A 15689-nucleotide genomic window follows, 5' to 3' on the forward strand; every position below is an offset into this window, starting at 1 on the left:
GGATTGTTTCTCATATTGACGGCCGGGACGCAACCCTCGCCCCTGATGTCACAGCCGTCTTATACGCTCGAACCCACATCCGAGGAGGCAGGACCATGAAGGCTGTACTCGCAGGAACCGTCATCGCCGAAGCCGACGAGAGCGAACTCGTCCGCATCGAGGGGAACTGGTACTTCCCACCCGCATCCGTCGCACCCGGCGCGCTCGTCGAGAGCCCCACCCCGTACACCTGTCCGTGGAAGGGAGCGGCCCAGTACTTCTCGGTGCAGACCGACGGCGAGCTCCACACCGACTACGCGTGGTCGTACCCGCACCCCTATCCCTCCGCGTTCGACCGTGTGGGCAAGGACTTCTCCGGGTACGTGGCCTTCGACCCCCGCGTCGAGGTCGGCCCGTAGCCGTCTGAAGAGCCAAGACTCGCCCGCTCTCGCATCGATCGACCGACTGGAGACCAGCCCATGATCGAGTTCCGCAACGTCACGAAGCGGTTCCCCGACGGCACCCTCGCCGTCGACGACTTCAGCCTCGTGCTGCCCTCTCGCAAGACCACCGTGCTCGTCGGCTCCTCCGGCTGCGGCAAGACCACCCTGCTGCGCATGATCAACCGCATGGTCGAGCCCACCTCCGGCGAGGTCGAGATCGACGGCGAGAGCGTGCTCGGCGGCGACCCGGTGGCTCTCCGTCGGCGCATCGGCTACGTCATGCAGAACTCCGGCCTGATGCCGCATTTCACCGTGATCGACAACGTGGCCACCGTGCTGCGACTCACCGGGGTGAAGAAAGCTGCGGCCCACCAGCGCGCGCGGGAGCTGCTCGACACGGTGGGCCTCGACCAGGCCCTCGCGGAGCGCTACCCCAGCCAGCTCTCCGGCGGTCAGCAGCAGCGTGTCGGCGTCGCGCGCGGCCTCGCCGCCGACCCGAACATCCTGCTCATGGACGAGCCCTTCGGCGCCGTCGACCCCATCGTGCGGGCCGACCTGCAGCAGGAGACCATCCGTCTGCAGCACGAGCTCGACAAGACGGTCGTGTTCGTCACGCACGACATCGACGAGGCCTTCCTGCTCGGCGACCAGGTCGTCATCCTCGACAAGGGCGCGCGCATCGTGCAGGTGGGCAGCCCGAGCGAGATCATCGAGAACCCGGCCGACGACTTCGTGGCCGCGTTCATCGGCGCCGACCGCGGCCGCCGCGCCCTGCACCTCAAGCAGACCCCGCGCGGCACGGTGGTCGTCGACTCCGAGGGGCGCACGCAGGGCTCGGTCGTCGACGTGCCGGATGCCGTGACCGAGGCACTCCTCGACGAAGAGGGCGTCGCGGAGGGCGCTCCGTGAACTGGGTCGTCGACAACCTCGGACTCATCCTCGAGCTGACGGTCGTCCACCTGCAGCAGAGCGCGATCGCGATCGTGCTCGGCTTCGTGCTGTCGCTGCCGCTGGGGTGGCTCGCCTGGCGCTACCAGCTGGTGAAGGGCCCGGTCATCGTCCTGACGGGCCTCTTGTACACGATCCCGTCGCTCGCACTGCTGATCCTGCTCCCCGCGGTGGCCGGCTATCCGGCCCGCAGCCCCGTGAACCTCGTGATCGGCCTGACGATCTACGCGATCGCGATCCTGGTGCGCGCCGTGTCCGACGGTCTGGATTCGGTCGACCCCGCGATCCGGCAGTCCGCGACCGCGATGGGCTACGGCGGGTTCCGTCGCTTCTGGACGGTCGATTTCCCGCTCGCGGGCCCCGTGGTCCTCGCCGGACTCCGGGTCGCGGCCGTCAGCACGATCTCGCTCGCCACGGTCGGCATCCTGGTCGGCGTCACCAACCTCGGCTACCTGTTCGAGAACGGCCTGCAGCGCCGCATCCTCGCCGAGGTGTTCGCCGGAGTGATCGCGGTCGTGGTGATCGCTCTCCTCATCGACCTGCTGCTCCTGCTGCTGGGGCGCGCGCTGATGCCGTGGACCCGGGCGACGAAGCTCCCGTCGGCGAGCCGGCGGGCCCTGAGCGTGGAGGCCACCGCATGAACGTCTTCACCGAGGCCCTCGCCTGGCTCTTCTCCCCCGACCGGTGGCAGGGCTCGTACTCGCTGCCCACCCTGTTCGGCCAGCACATGTACTACACCCTGGTCTCGGTGCTGATCGCCGCGGTCATCGCCGTCCCCATCGGCTGGCTCATCGGGCACACCGGCCGCGGGCGCGAGGTCGCGGTCGCGGTCTCCGGTGCGGCGCGCGCGATCCCCTCGTTCGGACTGCTCGTGCTGCTCGTCCTGCTGCTGGGCGTCCTCCGTGTTCCCGAGGCCGCGATCATCACGTTCGTCCTGCTCGCGATCCCCTCGCTCCTCGCGGGCGCGTACACCGGGTTCGAGGCCATCGACCGCCGCGTGCTCGACTCGGCGCGCGCGATGGGGATGACCGAGTGGCAGGTGTTCTGGAAGGTCGAGGTCCCCCTCGGCCTGCCGCTCCTCGTCGGCGGCATCCGCTCCGCGCTCCTCCAGGTGATCGCCACCGTGACGATCGCCGCGTGGGTCAACCTCGGCGGACTCGGCCAGCCGATCATCCAGGGCATCCCGCTGCGCAAGTTCGACCAGGTGCTCGGCGGAGCCATCCTCGTCGCCGTCCTGGCGCTCGTCGTCGACCTGATCTTCGCGCTCCTCCAGCGCGCCGCGGTTCCCGCCGGTGTGCGCGCCGCGCCGCGCAAGCGTCGATCGCGTACCGCTCTCAAGGCGACGGCCGCGGCCACCGCCTGACACCGACCCACAGCATCCATCCCGTTGTCCCAGAGAAGAGGAAGTCCCATGTTCACAGCACGTAAGTCACGACTCGCCCTCGCCGGTGGTGCTGCGCTCGCCGCAGCGCTCGTCCTCGGCGGCTGCGCCAGCAGCAACCCGCTCGACACTCCGAGCGAAGGCTCGAGCTCCGGCGACGAGACGATCGTCATCGGCTCGCAGGCCTACTACTCGAACGAGATCATCGCCACGATCTACTCGCAGGCTCTCCAGGCCGCGGGCTTCAAGGTCGACGAGCAGTTCAACATCGGCCAGCGCGACGCGTACATGCCCGACGTGGAGTCCGGCGCGATCGACCTGTTCCCGGAGTACACGGGCAACCTGCTCGAGTACCTCGACGACAGCTCGACCGCCACCAGCCCGGACGACGTCTACGCCGCGCTCAAGGAGGCGCTGCCCAAGGGGCTGACCGCCCTCGACTACGCCGACGCCTCGGACCAGGACACCTACACGGTGCTGAAGAGCTTCGCCGAGGAGAACGACCTCACCTCGATCGCCGACCTCGCGAAGGTCAGCAGCAAGGTCACCATCGGTGCGGCGCCGGAGTTCGAGCAGCGCCCGTACGGCCCGGCCAAGGCCAAGGAGGTCTACGGAGTGGACCTCGCGTTCTCGGCCACCGGTCCGACCACGCTGGAGTCGCTGCTCGCCGGGGAGATCCAGGTCGCCGACATCTACTCGGCCGACCCGGCGTTCCAGACGGAGGACATCGTCGCGCTGGAAGACCCGAAGAACATCATCCTGGCGTCGAACGTCGTGCCGATCGTCTCGAGCGACGTGGCGGACGAGGTCGCCGACGTCATCAACGCGATCAGCGCCAAGCTGACCGCGGAGGAGCTCGTGGCTCTGAACGTGCAGAGCACGGTCGACCAGAAGTCGCCGGCCGACATCGCCAAGAAGTGGCTGGCGGACAACGACCTCGACTGAGTCGTCACCACACAGAAGCGCCCGGACCCTCTCAGGGTCCGGGCGCTTCCGCGTTCTCGGGTCAGATCCTGGCGTCCTGCTTGGGGACCAGCACCTGCTTGATGATGATGAGGATGGATGCCGTCACGGGGACTGCGACCAGTGCTCCCAGGAGTCCGAGGAGCGTGCCGCCGGCGAGAGCGCCGATCACGACGAGGGACCCCGGCACCGACACGGCCCGGTTCATCACGCGCGGAGTGATCACGTACGCCTCGATCTGCATGTAGACGAGGTAGATCGCCGCGAAGATCAGCGCGGCGATCGGGTTGCTGAACAGCGCGAGGCAGGTGCCCAGGATCCAGAACAGCACCGAACCCACGAGCGGGATGAGGGTGACGCAGAACGCGATCGCGGCCATCAGCGGCGGGAACGGGAGCCCGAGGAAGAGGTAGAGGAGGAACGCGAGCGTCGCGTTGCAGAACGCGAGCACCACCATCCCCATCACGTAGCCGCCGACCGAGTCGGTGATCTGGTCGGTGATGTCCCCGGCGCGAGCGCGGTCGCGGGCCGGGGCGAGACGCAGCAGGCCCTGCTTCATCGACGGGAGCGACGCGAGGAAGTACAGCGTGAGCACGAGCACGACGATCGCACCCGAGATGCTGGTGGCGATCGATGCGCCGACGGCCAGTGCGCCTCCGCCGATGGTCGCGAGGTTGCCGAAGTCGGTCAGGAACGACTGCACCTCGGCGACGAGATCCTGGAACTGGTCGCCGAACTGCGCCTCGAGGGATGCGTAGATGTCGCTCTGCGTGAACTCCTTGATCATGCCGGGGACGGAGTTCACGAAGCTGACGATCTGGTCGATCACCACGGGGATGATCATCCACAGCACGAGCGCGAACACCACGATGAGTCCGAGGATCGTGATGATCACGGACACCACCCGGGAGATGCCGCGTCGTTCCAGGAACCGCACGGCGGGGTCGAGGCCGAGGGCGCCGAACAGGGCGAGGGCGATGTAGATGAGCACGGTCGACAGGTTCGACAGCGCGAGGCCGATCACGATCGCGCCGAGTCCGCCTAGCGTCACCAGGAAGCCGAAGACGAACGGCCGGTCGATGCGCGTCCAGAACGAGCGGCTCGGCGTCATCGGCTCGATCACGACGGTGTGCGGGGTGCCGGTGGCGGATGGCTCGAGCACCGAGGCGGCGGTGGCCGAGGCCGACCTGCGGCGGGCGGCCGCGGGCGGTGCGACGTCGGAGTCGCTCGGGGCCGTGGAGGCGTTGTCGTCGGCGCTGCGCGGTGCGGCGTCGTCGAGGGGCGCGGATGCCGGCGACTCTTCGTTGCTCATGTGCTCACGATAGCGGTGACCCGAGTCGAAACCGGGGCGTTCTGCGGCTCTAGAGTAGGGGCATGACCGCCGCCGAGGACCCGAAGGCCGAACTGCTCCGACTTCGCGCCACCATCGACAACATCGACGCCGCACTGATCTTCATGCTGGCCGAGCGCTTCCGCGCCACCCAGCAGGTCGGGCATCTCAAGGCCGAGCACCAGATGCCGGCATCCGACCCGAATCGGGAGGAGCAGCAGGTCGCACGACTGCGCGCGTTGGCCGAGGAGGCTCATCTCGACCCGGAGTTCGCGGAGAAGTGGTTCAACTTCGTGGTGGCGGAGGTCATCCGCCACCACACCGAAGCGGCCGAGAGCCGCTGAGGAAGGTGCCGGACGGGCGACGGTGTGTGCAGCACTCGCCCGTCCGGAGCTCTGAGAGGTCGATTGACCAACTAAGTTCAATGAATAAACTTAGGGAGAGACTACGGATCGCACCACGATCTGTCAACAGCTCGCGACCGACGAGCTCCGGAACGGGAACACATGCTCACCACGGATGACGGCCTCGACACCCAGGCATCGGTTCGGCGTGCGAACCTGCGCCGGGCGCTGCAGCTGGTCTTCCGCAGCCCGGGCACCCAGACGCGGGCGGGCATCGCGCGCGCGACGGGACTGACGGCGGCGACCGCCTCGTCCCTCGTGGCCGAGCTCATCGAGAGCCGGCTGATCGTCGAGGGAGAGCAGGCCGCGAGCACGGGCGGCAAGCGCGCGACGACCCTCAGCATCGACGCAAGCCACCATCTGATCCTGGTGCTGGTGATCCAGCCCCTCCACGCGCAGATCGCTCTGGTGGCGCTCGACGGCACCGAGGTCGACACCCGCCGCGTGGACTACACGGTGGAGACCCGCGACCGGACTCTCGACGCCGCGGTGACGGAGGTGGCCGCGGAATTCGGGAAGAGACTCCTCGCCGCGGGCGTCCAGCTCCCCGGGACCACGGACGGCCGCGCGGTGCTGGAGAGCGTGCAGCTCAAGTGGCAGAACGTTCCTCTCGCCGAGCGCTTCGAGCGGATCCTCGGCACGCCCGTGCTGCTCGTCAACGACGTCGACGCGGAGGCGATCGGCGAAGCGGGCAGGGAGGCGTCGCCGTCGGGATATCGACTCTTCATCCACCTCGGCGGCGGTGTCGGTGCGGCCGTCACGCTCGACGGCGAGCTCGCCCCGGGTCCGCGCGACCGTGCCGGCGAGATCGGCCATGTGCAGGTCGTGTTCGGCGACGCCGCGCGGCCGTGCCGGTGCGGACAGCGCGGATGCCTGGAGTCGGCGGCGGCTCTGGGGCCGATGCTCGGAGACGAGTTCTCCGACGCCATGGACGCCTCCGAGATCCGTGCGCTCGTCGCCGGCGCCGCGGAGGAGCACCTCGATGAGGGGGCCCGTGCCCTCGCGCGGGCCATCAAGCTCATCAGTGCTCTCCTCGACCCGACCGAGGTCGTGATCGGCGGTCCGGCGACCGAGCTCGGACCTCGTTTCCTCGACAGGGTCCGCCGCGAGACCGAGTATCCCGCCCGCGGCACCGCGCAGGTGCCCGTGCGCTACGCCGATCCGCGGGTGTCGCTCTCGGCCGGCGCCGCCCAGGCCGCTCTCACCTCGGCGCTCGGCGTCCGGTGGAGTCCGGAGCAGCTGCGCGCAGCATCCACGCCCCGCCCCTGAGCCCGGAGCGCGCCGCGGCTCCGGCCTGCAGACGCGCATCCGCCCGACAGGGGTGCTGTCGGGCGGATGCGGAGAGTGAAAACGGCGGGTTACTTCACGCTGCCGGCGGTCAGGCCGCCGACGAGGCGCTTCTCGATCAGCATGAACAGGATGACCACCGGCAGGATCGCGACGATCGAGACGCCGAACACGTACTGCCAGCTCGTCTCGTACTGGCCGACGAACTTGGTCAACGCCACCGACAGCGGCTGGTTCTTGTCGGTCGACAGGATCACGAGCGAGGCCGCGAACTCGTTCCAGCAGGCCACGAACGTGAACACGATCGCGGTGACGATGCCCGGCCAGACCAGCGGCAGGTTGATCTTGAACAGCACCGTGAAGCGGCCGGCGCCGTCGATCTGGGCGGCCTCGTCGACCTCCTTCGGGATTCCGGCGAAGAAGGAGTGCATGATCCACACCGCGAACGACAGGTTGAACGCGGCGTTGATGAAGATCATGGCCGCCCACGTGTCGCCGAGCCCGAGGGTCGTGAACTGGCGGAACAGGCCGGAGGTCAGCACCGCGGGCTGCAGCATCTGGGTGACGATCACCAGGAACAGGAAGACCATGCGCCCGGGGAACTTGAACCGGGCCGTGTAGTACGCGGCAGGCAGCGACACGAGCAGGACGAGCAGCGTCGCGAACACGGCGATGATGATCGTCGAGATGAGGTTGTACGGCAGCGGCGTCTCCGGGGTGGACCACATCGAGATGTAGTTCTCCCAGTGCCACTCGACCGGGAAGTAGGTCGGGTCCACGGAGCGGATCTGCGACTTGGTCTTGACCGAGCCGAAGAACATGATCAGGTACGGCAGCACGAAGATCGCCAGCACCAGGAACCCGGCGACGGTGCGCAGGATCACGCGGGGCAGCGTCACCTGGTCCTCGGTGTAGCGGCGCTTGCGGCCGGGGATCGGCGGGGTACGCCGGCCGCGGCCTCCGGCGGTGGTGACGAGGGCGGTCTCGGTCACGGTCATGATCAGACCTCCTTCATGGGCTTGACGATCTTCACGTAGGCCGCGACGATCACGATGACGATGAGGAAGGCGACCACCGACAGGGCGCTCGCGACGTCGACCTTCTTCTGCAGCTCGATGTACTTGAAGATCAGGGTCATGATCGTGTCGGCGCCGTAGCCGGGGATCGACCCGGTCATCACCTTCAGGATCGGCAGCGAGTTGAACACGTTGATGATGTTGATGAGGATTGCCACCGCCAGGGCGCTGCGCAGCTGCGGCAGGATGATCGACCAGTAGGTGCGGGTGGGGCCGGCGCCGTCCATCTTCGCGGCCTCGATCGCATCGGCCGGCACCGACTGCAGGCCGGCGAGGATCGTGTACGTCGTGAAGGGGAGCGAGACGAAGATCGCGATCACGATCGACCAGATGAAGGCCGTCGTCGGGTTCTTGGTCCAGCCGTAGCCGACCGCGTCATCGGAGAGCCCGATGTCGAACAGGAACTTGTTGAAGATGCCGAAGTACGGCTCGAGGCTGTAGTAGAACACCATCGTCGTCATGACGACCGACGCAGCCCACGGCACGATCACGGCCATGCGCACGAGCTGACGCCCGGGGAACGCCTTGTTCAGGATCTGCGCGAGACCGAGCGAGATCACGACCGTCAGCGCGACGACCGAGACGACCCAGACGATCGTGCGGAAGAAGATCGGCCAGAACTCGGCGAAGGTGAAGACGGTGACGAAGTTGTCGAAGCCGACCGACCCCTTGTCGAGGCCCGACAGCGAGATGTCGCGTGTCGAGTTGAAGAACATCACCCCGGCGGGGAACAGCACCACGCCGATGATGAGGAGGAGGGCGGGCGCGATCCAGGGCAGCGCCTGGAGGAGATCCTTCCCACCCGGCCTGCCGCGCGAGGCATCCGGGGTCTTCCGGGTGCGGGGGCGGCCGGTCGCCGCCCCCGCGAGGTTCGAGGACTCTGTCTTCTGGCTCATTCGGGTACCCGAACCTCTCCGTTCAGCGGGCTCAGCCCGCGTCGACCTGCGCCTGGATCTCGGTCAGCACGTCCTGTGCCGGCTTCGACTGCAGCTGGCCGAACAGCGACTTGAAGGCGCCGTCGGCGGCGGACCACTTCGGGTTCGTCGACGGGTAGAACTGGGCGTCGGGCAGCACGTCGAGGAACGGCTTGAGAGCCTCCTCGCCGGAGAGCTGCTCGGCACCGGACTTGGTGACGGGCAGGAAGCCCTCAGCCTGCACCCACGGCACGTACACGTCGGCCGAGTAGTAGTAGTCGAAGAACTTCTTGATCGCATCCTGCTTGTCGTCGTCGTTCTTGAACGCCATCAGCTGGTCCATGACGCCGAGAGTGAACGGCGAGCCGTCCTTGGTCGGGATCGGGACGATGGAGTAGTCCAGGTCGGGGTTGCCTTCCTTGATCTGGCCGACCGTCGGCGGCAGGCCGACCTGCATGCCGATCTTGCCCTGGATGAAGATGTCCATCAGCGGGGAGCGCTGCGTGGAACCCGGGTCGGCCTGAGTCGCACCGGCGTCGATCATCTTCTTGATCTGCTCGGCGCCCACGAGGTTCTCCGGGGTGTCGATCGTGATCTCGGATGCGTCGCCGAACGATCCGCCGCCGCCCCACAGCCACACGGCCGCCTCGGCCTGCGCCTCTTCCGAGCCGAGCGGCATGCCGTAGCCGGCGACGCCGCCGCCGAGCTTGGACACCTTGGTCGCGGCGTCCAGCAGCTCGTCCCAGTTGGTCGGCGCCTCGACGCCGGCCTGGTCGAGCAGCGCGTTGTTGACGAACAGCGCACGGGCCGACGCGATCAGCGGCAGGGCGTACGCAGTGCCGTCGACCTCGGCGTTCTTGAGGAACGAGTCCTGGAAGTCGGAGTACACGTCATCGGAGACGACGTCCTTCGTCGGGTACAGCAGCTCGTCGCCGACGAAACCGGCGAACGGTCCGCCGTTGTAGATGTCCGGGGCCTCGTTCGCCTGGATCTTGGTGGAGACGACCTTCTCGAGGTTGTCCCAGGACTGCACCTCGAGCTTGACCTTGATGTCGGGGTTGGCCTTCTCGAACCCCTTGATCACCGTCTCCCAGTTCGCCTTGGTGCCGTCGGAGTAGCTGGGGACGAGGAGGTCGAGCGTGGTCGATCCCTCCGCACCTCCGCCGTCGCCGGACGATCCGCCGAACCCGCACGAAGCGAGCGAGAGCGTGGCGACGGCCGCAATGGCGGCGGCGCCGAACCGCAGTGACTTCTTCATGTGTATTGCATTCCTCACTGTGATGTCCGCTCCGTGGCGGCGGGGCCGCTTCGGGAGTGGGAGTGGTGCACAGTCGCAAGCACATCACGCGACGGTGCGTGGTGATCGTTTCGCCGGATGGCAGCCGCGATCGTTCAAGCCGGGGGCTCGGATTCTCGGCGACGATCAGATCGACGTCGAGGCGGTAGAACTTGTCCGATTATTTGTCAGGGGAACAAACAAATCAAGCAGAACTTGGGGTTGCTGTTCTCTGGCGCCATACTATGATCGAATTCAGCCTCAAACAATCACAAGTATGCAACTTCTTGCTCGAAAGGCACTTCGATGACGCACACGCTGCCCGGCGCACACATGCGCGAGGAGCTCCACTCCCAGCCTCAGACCTGGGCCACGGCCGTCGAGCTGAAGGCCGAGCAGGCGCTTCTGCCCGCGAAGGGCGCACGCGTCGCGGTGGTCGGATGCGGCACCTCGTGGTTCATGGCGCAGTCGTACGCGGCTCTGCGCGAAGCGTCCGGACAGGGCGAGACCGACGCGTTCGCCGCCTCCGAGGCCTTCATGGACCGCGGGTACGACGCCGTCGTCGCCCTCACCCGATCCGGCACGACGACCGAGGTGCTCGAGCTCGTCGAGCAGGTAAAGGGGCGCATCACGACGATCGGCGTCATCGGCGACCCGGACTCGCCCCTCGTCTCCCTGGTCGACGAGGCGGTGCTGCTGCCCTTCGCCGACGAGCAGTCGGTGGTGCAGACGCGCTTCGCGACCACGGCTCTCGCGCTGTTCCGCGCGTCCCTCGGCGAAGACCTCACCGGTGCGATCGCCGACGCCACCGCGGTGCTCGCCGAACCCGGCGACGACGAGCTGCGCGATGCGGAGCAGTACACGTTCCTCGGGCGCGGGTGGACGATCGGTCTCGCCCACGAGGCGGCGCTCAAGCTGCGGGAATCCTCGCAGTCGTGGACCGAGGCGTACCCGTCGATGGACTACCGCCACGGCCCGATCGCGATCGCGGCCCCCGGTCGCGTGACCTGGCAGTTCGGCCAGGCTCCCGAGGGGCTCGCCGGCCAGGTCGAGGCCACCGGCGCCCGCTTCGAACAGCGTGCGATCGACCCGCTCGCCGACCTCGTGCGCCTGCACCGCACCGCGCTCGACCGCGCCGTCGCGCGGGGTCTCGACCCGGACCAGCCGCGCAACCTCACGCGATCCGTCATCCTGGATGCATGACCCGACGCACGGCCGGAGCCGACCATGATCGACCCTGACGCGGCAGCGGCCGTTCCCGACGTCGAGCGCGACGCCGCGGGGGAGAAGCTCGCCGCCGTGCGCACCCTCGGGACCGGCGCCCCCGTGCTGGCGTTCGACGTCGGCGGCACCGACATCAAGTCGGCGCTGTTCGACGCCGACGGTGCAGCACTCGGGCTCCGTCGCACGCCCACTCCGGTCGTCGACGGTGACCGGACGCAGGCGCTCCTGGGGCGTCTCGAGGTGCTGGCGGCGGAGCTCCGTGCCGCGCACCCCGACGTGGTGCCGCAGGCCGTGGGCCTCGTCGTCCCGGGGATCGTGGATGCGGATGCCGGGCTCGGGGTGTTCGCGAGCAACCTCGGCTGGCACGACTCCCCGCTGCGCGACCTCGCCTCCGAACGCCTCGGGCTGCCGGTGGCGTTCGACCACGACGTCCGCGCCGCGAGCTGGGCCGAACGTCGACTCGGTGGCGCCCGGGACTACGCCGACTCCGTCGTGCTCGTGATCGGCACCGGCATCGCCGGGGCCCTGCTGGTCGGCGGCGTCCCGTACACCGCCGGTGGATACGCGGGCGAGATCGGGCACTCCCCGATCGCGGACGGGCCGATCTGCGCGTGCGGTGCGCGCGGCTGCCTGGAGGCGGTCGCCTCGGCCGGCGCGATCGCCCGTCGCTACCGCGAAGCGACCGGAGTCGCCCCGGACGGTGCGAAGGACGTGATCGCCCGCGCGGCCGCCGGCGACGAGATCGCCGCGGAGATCTGGAACTCGGCGCTCGACGCGCTCACGATGTCCCTGGCGCAGCTCACCGCCGTCGTGGCGCCGGAAGCCGTGGTCATCGGCGGGGGCCTCTCGCGCGCGGGCGGTGCCCTGTTCGACGAGCTGCGCACGCGTCTCGCCGCGCGGCTCAGCTTCCACCGGATCCCGGCGCTCGTCCCGGCGGAGCTCTCGGGGAACGCCGGCCTGCTCGGCGCAGCACTGCGCGCGCGGGAGCTCACGTGATCCTCACTGTCACCCCGAACCCCGCTCTCGACCTCACCTGGCGCATCGACCGGCTGACCGAGGGCGGCACGCACCGGGCGGATGCCGGAGTGGCGAGGGCCGGCGGCAAGGGCCTCAACGTCGCGCGCGTGGCGCACGCCGAGGGCGCGGAGGTGCTCGCCGTCACCACCGCGGGCGGCCGCGTCGGCGAGGAGTTCTCCGCGGAGCTGCGGGCCAGCGGCGTGCCGCACGTCCTGGTGCCCGTCGCGGCGGACACCCGTCGCAGCATCGCCGTGGTCGACGAGACCCTCGGCGACACCACGATCATCAACGAGCGGGGCGTGAACCCCACGGACGAGGAGTGGGCGGCGGTGCTCGCCGAGGTGGTCGAGCGGCTGCCCTCCGCGAGCGTGCTCGTGGTCTCCGGCAGTGTGCCTCGCGGGGCGCCGGAGCCGCTGATCCCCATGCTCATCGCGGTGGGGAGGGACGCCGGAGTCCCGGTCATCGTCGACACCTCCGGTCCCGCACTGCTGCGTGCGGCGGATGCCGGTGCCACCGTGCTCAAACCCAATGCCGCCGAGCTGGTCGAGGCCACCGGCATCGCGGACCCCGTCGAGGGCGCACGCTCTCTGATCGCCCGCGGCACCGAGCTCGTGCTGCTCTCGCTCGGCGCCGACGGCATGCTCGCGGTCACGGCATCCGATCTCGTGCACGCGCGTCTCGACGACCCCCTCGCCGGGAACCCCACGGGTGCCGGCGACGCGGGCGTCGCGGCCTGCGCCGTGCTCTACGCCGACGGAGTGCGCGACCCCGAGCCGATCCTCCGCCGTGCCACGGCCTGGTCCGCCGCCGCGGTGCTCACCCCGCTCGCCGGCGACATCTCTCCGCGCTGGACCGAGCTCGAACAGCAGCTGCGGATCTCGCGACCCGACCCCGCTTCGTTCCGGAAGGACCCTTCGTGACCCTCGTCTCCGCCCGCGACCTCATCTCCGTGGCTGCCACCGCCCGCACCGGCATCGGCGCCTTCAACGTGATCCACCTCGAGACCGCCGAGGGTCTTGTGCGGGCGGCCGCCCTTGCGCAGCTGCCGGTCATCCTGCAGATCTCGCAGAACTGCGCCGACTACCACGGCGGGCTGGAGCCGATCGCGCTCGCCACGCTCGCGGTGGCGCGGCGGGCCCAGACGCCCGTGGCCGTGCACCTCGACCACGCCGAGCGTCCCGAGCTCGTCGACGAGGCCATCGCCCTGGGCTTCGGCTCGGTGATGTTCGACGGCGGCGCGCTGCCCTATGACGACAACGTGGCCCTCACCGCAGCGGTCGTGGCCCGTGCGCATGAGGCCGGCGTCTCCGTCGAGGGTGAGCTCGGTGAGGTGGGCGGCAAGGACGGAGCGCACGCGCCCGGCGTCCGCACCGACCCCGACGAGGCGCGGGCGTTCGTGGCCGCGACCGGCGTCGACGCACTCGCGGTCGCCGTCGGGTCCTCGCATGCGATGACCGACCGCACGGCGTCGCTCGACCTCGACCTGATCGCCCGGCTGCGCGCGGCGCTGCCCGTCCCGCTGGTCCTGCACGGCTCCTCGGGCGTCGCGGATGCGGTGATCGCCGACGCCGTGCGCGCGGGGATGACGAAGATCAACGTGTCCACGCACCTGAACGGCTTCTTCACACGTGCCGTCCGCGAGAAGCTCGACGCCGATGAGCGCCTGGTGGACTCCCGCAAGTATCTGGCTCCGGCCCGCGACGCCTTGGCGGACGAAGCCGCCCGCATGCTCCGGCTGTTCGCCCTGCAGCCCGTCGGATCGGCCGCCTGATGAAGCGGGCCGCGCGTCTGAACGCGATCCTCGACCTCCTGGCCGCGAACGGCGAGGTCACCGTCGACGAGCTCGTGGAGCAGTTCGGCGCCTCGTCGGCCACGACCCGCCGCGACCTCGACACCCTCGCCGAGCAGCGGCTGCTCACCCGCACCCATGGCGGTGCGGTGGCGCAGACCGTCGCCTACGAGCTGCCCATCCGCTACAAGAGCCACCTGCGCACGCACGAGAAGGCCAGCATCGCGCAGGTCGCAGCCGGGCTCGTCGCACCCGGCATGGTGGTCGGGCTCTCCGGCGGCACCACCACGACGGCCATCGCCGCTGCCCTCGCGGCCCGCGACGACCTCGCGGGGAGCGGTGGCATCACCGTGGTCACGAACGCCGTGAACATCGCCGCCCAGCTCGCCACGCGGCCGGACATCAAGGTGGTCGTGACCGGCGGCGTGATCCACTCGCGCACCTACGAGCTCGTCGGACCGTTCGTCGAGCAGCTGCTGCGCGGGGTGCGGCTCGACATCGCGTTCATCGGCGTGAACGGGATGGATGCGGTGGCCGGCGCCACCACACAGGACGAGCGCGAGGCCGCCGTGAACCGGATGATGGCCGAGCGGGCCCGCCGGGCGGTCGTGGTCACCGACGGCAGCAAGCTCGGCGTCGAGGCGTTCTCGACCGTCGGCGGCGTCGAGCTGTTCCCGACGCTGATCACGGACGGCGGGGCGGACCCCGAGGTGCTCTCGGCCCTCCGCGCCGCCGGCTACGCGGTCCTCGTCGCCTGACCGCGGCCGCTGGCGGATCGCGGTCCGGCACGAGCCGAACCGCGTTCCGGGTATCTTCGAGCAATGCGTGCGATTCCCTCCTCCCTCGATCCGCTGGTGGTCTCCGAGATCGACCGGCGGCTCGATGGCGTCGCCGCGGAACACGGTGTGCGCATCCCCTGGGCGATCGAGAGCGGCAGCCGTGCCTGGGGTTTTCCGTCGCCGGACAGCGACTACGACTGCCGATTCATCTTCGTGCGCGGGCGTCAGGACTACCTCTCGCTCTGGCCCGCCCGCGACGTGATCGAGACGCCCCTCGACAAGACGTTCGACGTGAACGGCTGGGACCTGGCGAAGGCCGTGAAGCTGCTGGTGAGAGGGAACGCCACGGTGATCGAATGGCTCCGCTCGCCCATCGTCTACGCTGGCGAGAGCGCTTTTCGAGAGGGTCTGCTGACGCTCGCGACCGACGTCATCGAACGCGGGTCGATCGCACGTCACTATCTGCACGTCGCGCGCCAGCAGCAGACCGCGACCACGACGCTCAAGCGCTTCTTCTACACGCTGCGGCCGGCTGCCGCGTTGCGGTGGCTCGCGGATCACCCGGAGGAGTCGGTTCCGCCCATGGACCTTCCCACGCTGCTGGCGGAGAGCTCGGTTCCGCAGGAGGTGACGGATGCCGCGACGGAGCTCATCGCGGCGAAGGCGGTGACCCGGGAGCTCGGCTCCGGCACCCCACCTGCGATCCTCACGAGGTTCGTGGTGGACGAGCTCGACCGCGCCGAGCACTTCGAGACCGTGGCGCCTCAGCGCGATCCTGCGGTCGTCCGTGACATCGCCGATCGCTACTTCCGCGCCCAGCTCGGCTGAGATCTCCGAGCCCGGACACCCCAAGGGCCCCGACGTCCCCAGAACGTCGAG

The 15689-nt window shown here is 69.3% G+C and carries 17 protein-coding genes; 13 read left to right on the forward strand and 4 right to left on the reverse strand.

The features are described from left to right. Positions 1–95 precede the first annotated feature (95 nt). Genes AC07VM_RS07965 through AC07VM_RS07985 form a run of 5 tightly spaced genes read left to right on the forward strand, consistent with a single transcriptional unit; the run spans position 96 to position 3696 of the window. A complete protein-coding gene (locus tag AC07VM_RS07965) occupies positions 96–398 on the forward strand; it encodes a DUF427 domain-containing protein (RefSeq protein WP_267416715.1) in 303 nt (100 codons plus the stop codon). Positions 399–458: 60 nt separating this feature from the next. Continuing rightward, a complete protein-coding gene (locus tag AC07VM_RS07970) occupies positions 459–1331 on the forward strand; it encodes an ABC transporter ATP-binding protein (protein ID WP_494910617.1) in 873 nt (290 codons plus the stop codon). Next, positions 1328–2011 carry an ABC transporter permease gene (locus tag AC07VM_RS07975; protein WP_494910618.1) on the forward strand — a complete coding sequence of 228 codons (684 nt, stop codon included), beginning with the start codon at positions 1328–1330 and terminating at the stop codon, positions 2009–2011. The genes AC07VM_RS07970 and AC07VM_RS07975 overlap by 4 nt, the downstream gene beginning before the upstream one ends. Beyond that, positions 2008–2733: an ABC transporter permease gene (locus AC07VM_RS07980; RefSeq protein ID WP_267416718.1), complete on the forward strand. Its 726-nt coding sequence runs from the start codon at positions 2008–2010 to the stop codon at positions 2731–2733. Before AC07VM_RS07975 ends, AC07VM_RS07980 begins: the two co-directional genes overlap by 4 nt. Before the next feature lie 48 nt (positions 2734–2781). Further along, positions 2782–3696, forward strand: coding sequence for an ABC transporter substrate-binding protein (locus AC07VM_RS07985; protein ID WP_267416720.1), 915 nt, complete (start codon positions 2782–2784; stop codon positions 3694–3696). A 61-nt stretch (positions 3697–3757) separates the two neighbouring features. Here AC07VM_RS07985 and AC07VM_RS07990 read toward each other — a convergent pair whose 3' ends face one another. Further along, positions 3758–5026 (reverse strand): AI-2E family transporter, encoded by a 1269-nt coding sequence (locus AC07VM_RS07990; protein WP_267416721.1) that lies wholly within the window; start codon positions 5024–5026, stop codon positions 3758–3760. Between the two features lie 62 nt (positions 5027–5088). On the opposite strand from AC07VM_RS07990, the gene AC07VM_RS07995 reads away from it, so the two are divergent. Together AC07VM_RS07995 and AC07VM_RS08000 are read left to right on the forward strand one after the other, a co-directional pair. Beyond that, positions 5089–5388: a chorismate mutase gene (locus AC07VM_RS07995; RefSeq protein WP_124894490.1), complete on the forward strand. Its 300-nt coding sequence runs from the start codon at positions 5089–5091 to the stop codon at positions 5386–5388. 162 nt (positions 5389–5550) lie between these two features. Next, positions 5551–6717: an ROK family protein gene (locus AC07VM_RS08000; RefSeq protein ID WP_267416722.1), complete on the forward strand. Its 1167-nt coding sequence runs from the start codon at positions 5551–5553 to the stop codon at positions 6715–6717. An 89-nt stretch (positions 6718–6806) separates the two neighbouring features. On the opposite strand, the gene AC07VM_RS08005 is transcribed toward AC07VM_RS08000, so the two are convergent. From AC07VM_RS08005 to AC07VM_RS08015, 3 genes are read right to left on the reverse strand one after another with little or no spacing between them, the layout of a single operon-like run. Continuing rightward, positions 6807–7733 carry a carbohydrate ABC transporter permease gene (locus AC07VM_RS08005; RefSeq protein WP_494910619.1) on the reverse strand — a complete coding sequence of 309 codons (927 nt, stop codon included), beginning with the start codon at positions 7731–7733 and terminating at the stop codon, positions 6807–6809. Positions 7734–7735: 2 nt separating this feature from the next. After that, positions 7736–8707 carry a carbohydrate ABC transporter permease gene (locus AC07VM_RS08010; protein WP_267416724.1) on the reverse strand — a complete coding sequence of 324 codons (972 nt, stop codon included), beginning with the start codon at positions 8705–8707 and terminating at the stop codon, positions 7736–7738. A gap of 31 nt (positions 8708–8738) precedes the next feature. Then, positions 8739–9983, reverse strand: a complete 1245-nt coding sequence (locus tag AC07VM_RS08015; RefSeq protein ID WP_267416725.1) for an extracellular solute-binding protein — start codon at positions 9981–9983, stop codon at positions 8739–8741. Positions 9984–10307: 324 nt separating this feature from the next. Here AC07VM_RS08015 and AC07VM_RS08020 point away from each other — a divergent pair, with 324 nt between their 5' ends. The 6 genes from AC07VM_RS08020 (at position 10308) to AC07VM_RS08045 (ending at position 15638) form a co-directional block, all read left to right on the forward strand. Beyond that, positions 10308–11204 carry an SIS domain-containing protein gene (locus AC07VM_RS08020; protein ID WP_267416726.1) on the forward strand — a complete coding sequence of 299 codons (897 nt, stop codon included), beginning with the start codon at positions 10308–10310 and terminating at the stop codon, positions 11202–11204. Between the two features lie 24 nt (positions 11205–11228). Beyond that, the gene (locus tag AC07VM_RS08025; protein ID WP_494910620.1) at positions 11229–12221 is read left to right on the forward strand and encodes an ROK family protein; all 993 of its coding nucleotides are present in this window, start codon (positions 11229–11231) and stop codon (positions 12219–12221) included. Further along, positions 12218–13162, forward strand: coding sequence for a 1-phosphofructokinase family hexose kinase (locus tag AC07VM_RS08030; protein WP_494910621.1), 945 nt, complete (start codon positions 12218–12220; stop codon positions 13160–13162). The genes AC07VM_RS08025 and AC07VM_RS08030 overlap by 4 nt, the downstream gene beginning before the upstream one ends. Next, positions 13159–14013 (forward strand): class II fructose-bisphosphate aldolase, encoded by an 855-nt coding sequence (locus AC07VM_RS08035; protein ID WP_494910622.1) that lies wholly within the window; start codon positions 13159–13161, stop codon positions 14011–14013. The genes AC07VM_RS08030 and AC07VM_RS08035 overlap by 4 nt, the downstream gene beginning before the upstream one ends. Beyond that, on the forward strand, positions 14013–14789 hold the full coding sequence (locus AC07VM_RS08040) for a DeoR/GlpR family DNA-binding transcription regulator (protein ID WP_267416730.1): 777 nt from the start codon (positions 14013–14015) through the stop codon (positions 14787–14789). The genes AC07VM_RS08035 and AC07VM_RS08040 overlap by 1 nt, the downstream gene beginning before the upstream one ends. Positions 14790–14852: 63 nt before the next feature. After that, entirely contained in the window at positions 14853–15638 is a 786-nt protein-coding gene (locus AC07VM_RS08045) for a nucleotidyltransferase domain-containing protein (RefSeq protein ID WP_494910623.1), read from the forward strand. Positions 15639–15689 lie beyond the last annotated feature (51 nt).

It is taken from the genome of Microbacterium sp. GW821-FHT01D02 (genome assembly GCF_059422585.1).

What these genes read in the sequence shown, in the direction of transcription:
- AC07VM_RS08025 (WP_494910620.1), top strand. Translation starts at nt 11,229, where the DNA reads ATGATCGACCCTGACGCGGCAGCGGCCGTTCCCGACGTCGAGCGCGAC.
- AC07VM_RS08000 (WP_267416722.1), top strand. Translation starts at nt 5,551, where the DNA reads ATGCTCACCACGGATGACGGCCTCGACACCCAGGCATCGGTTCGGCGT.
- AC07VM_RS08010 (WP_267416724.1), bottom strand. Translation starts at nt 8,707, where the DNA reads ATGAGCCAGAAGACAGAGTCCTCGAACCTCGCGGGGGCGGCGACCGGC.
- AC07VM_RS08040 (WP_267416730.1), top strand. Translation starts at nt 14,013, where the DNA reads ATGAAGCGGGCCGCGCGTCTGAACGCGATCCTCGACCTCCTGGCCGCG.
- AC07VM_RS08005 (WP_494910619.1), bottom strand. Translation starts at nt 7,733, where the DNA reads ATGACCGTGACCGAGACCGCCCTCGTCACCACCGCCGGAGGCCGCGGC.
- AC07VM_RS07970 (WP_494910617.1), top strand. Translation starts at nt 459, where the DNA reads ATGATCGAGTTCCGCAACGTCACGAAGCGGTTCCCCGACGGCACCCTC.
- AC07VM_RS08015 (WP_267416725.1), bottom strand. Translation starts at nt 9,983, where the DNA reads ATGAAGAAGTCACTGCGGTTCGGCGCCGCCGCCATTGCGGCCGTCGCC.
- AC07VM_RS07995 (WP_124894490.1), top strand. Translation starts at nt 5,089, where the DNA reads ATGACCGCCGCCGAGGACCCGAAGGCCGAACTGCTCCGACTTCGCGCC.
- AC07VM_RS08020 (WP_267416726.1), top strand. Translation starts at nt 10,308, where the DNA reads ATGACGCACACGCTGCCCGGCGCACACATGCGCGAGGAGCTCCACTCC.
- AC07VM_RS07985 (WP_267416720.1), top strand. Translation starts at nt 2,782, where the DNA reads ATGTTCACAGCACGTAAGTCACGACTCGCCCTCGCCGGTGGTGCTGCG.
- AC07VM_RS07980 (WP_267416718.1), top strand. Translation starts at nt 2,008, where the DNA reads ATGAACGTCTTCACCGAGGCCCTCGCCTGGCTCTTCTCCCCCGACCGG.
- AC07VM_RS08045 (WP_494910623.1), top strand. Translation starts at nt 14,853, where the DNA reads ATGCGTGCGATTCCCTCCTCCCTCGATCCGCTGGTGGTCTCCGAGATC.
- AC07VM_RS07965 (WP_267416715.1), top strand. Translation starts at nt 96, where the DNA reads ATGAAGGCTGTACTCGCAGGAACCGTCATCGCCGAAGCCGACGAGAGC.
- AC07VM_RS07990 (WP_267416721.1), bottom strand. Translation starts at nt 5,026, where the DNA reads ATGAGCAACGAAGAGTCGCCGGCATCCGCGCCCCTCGACGACGCCGCA.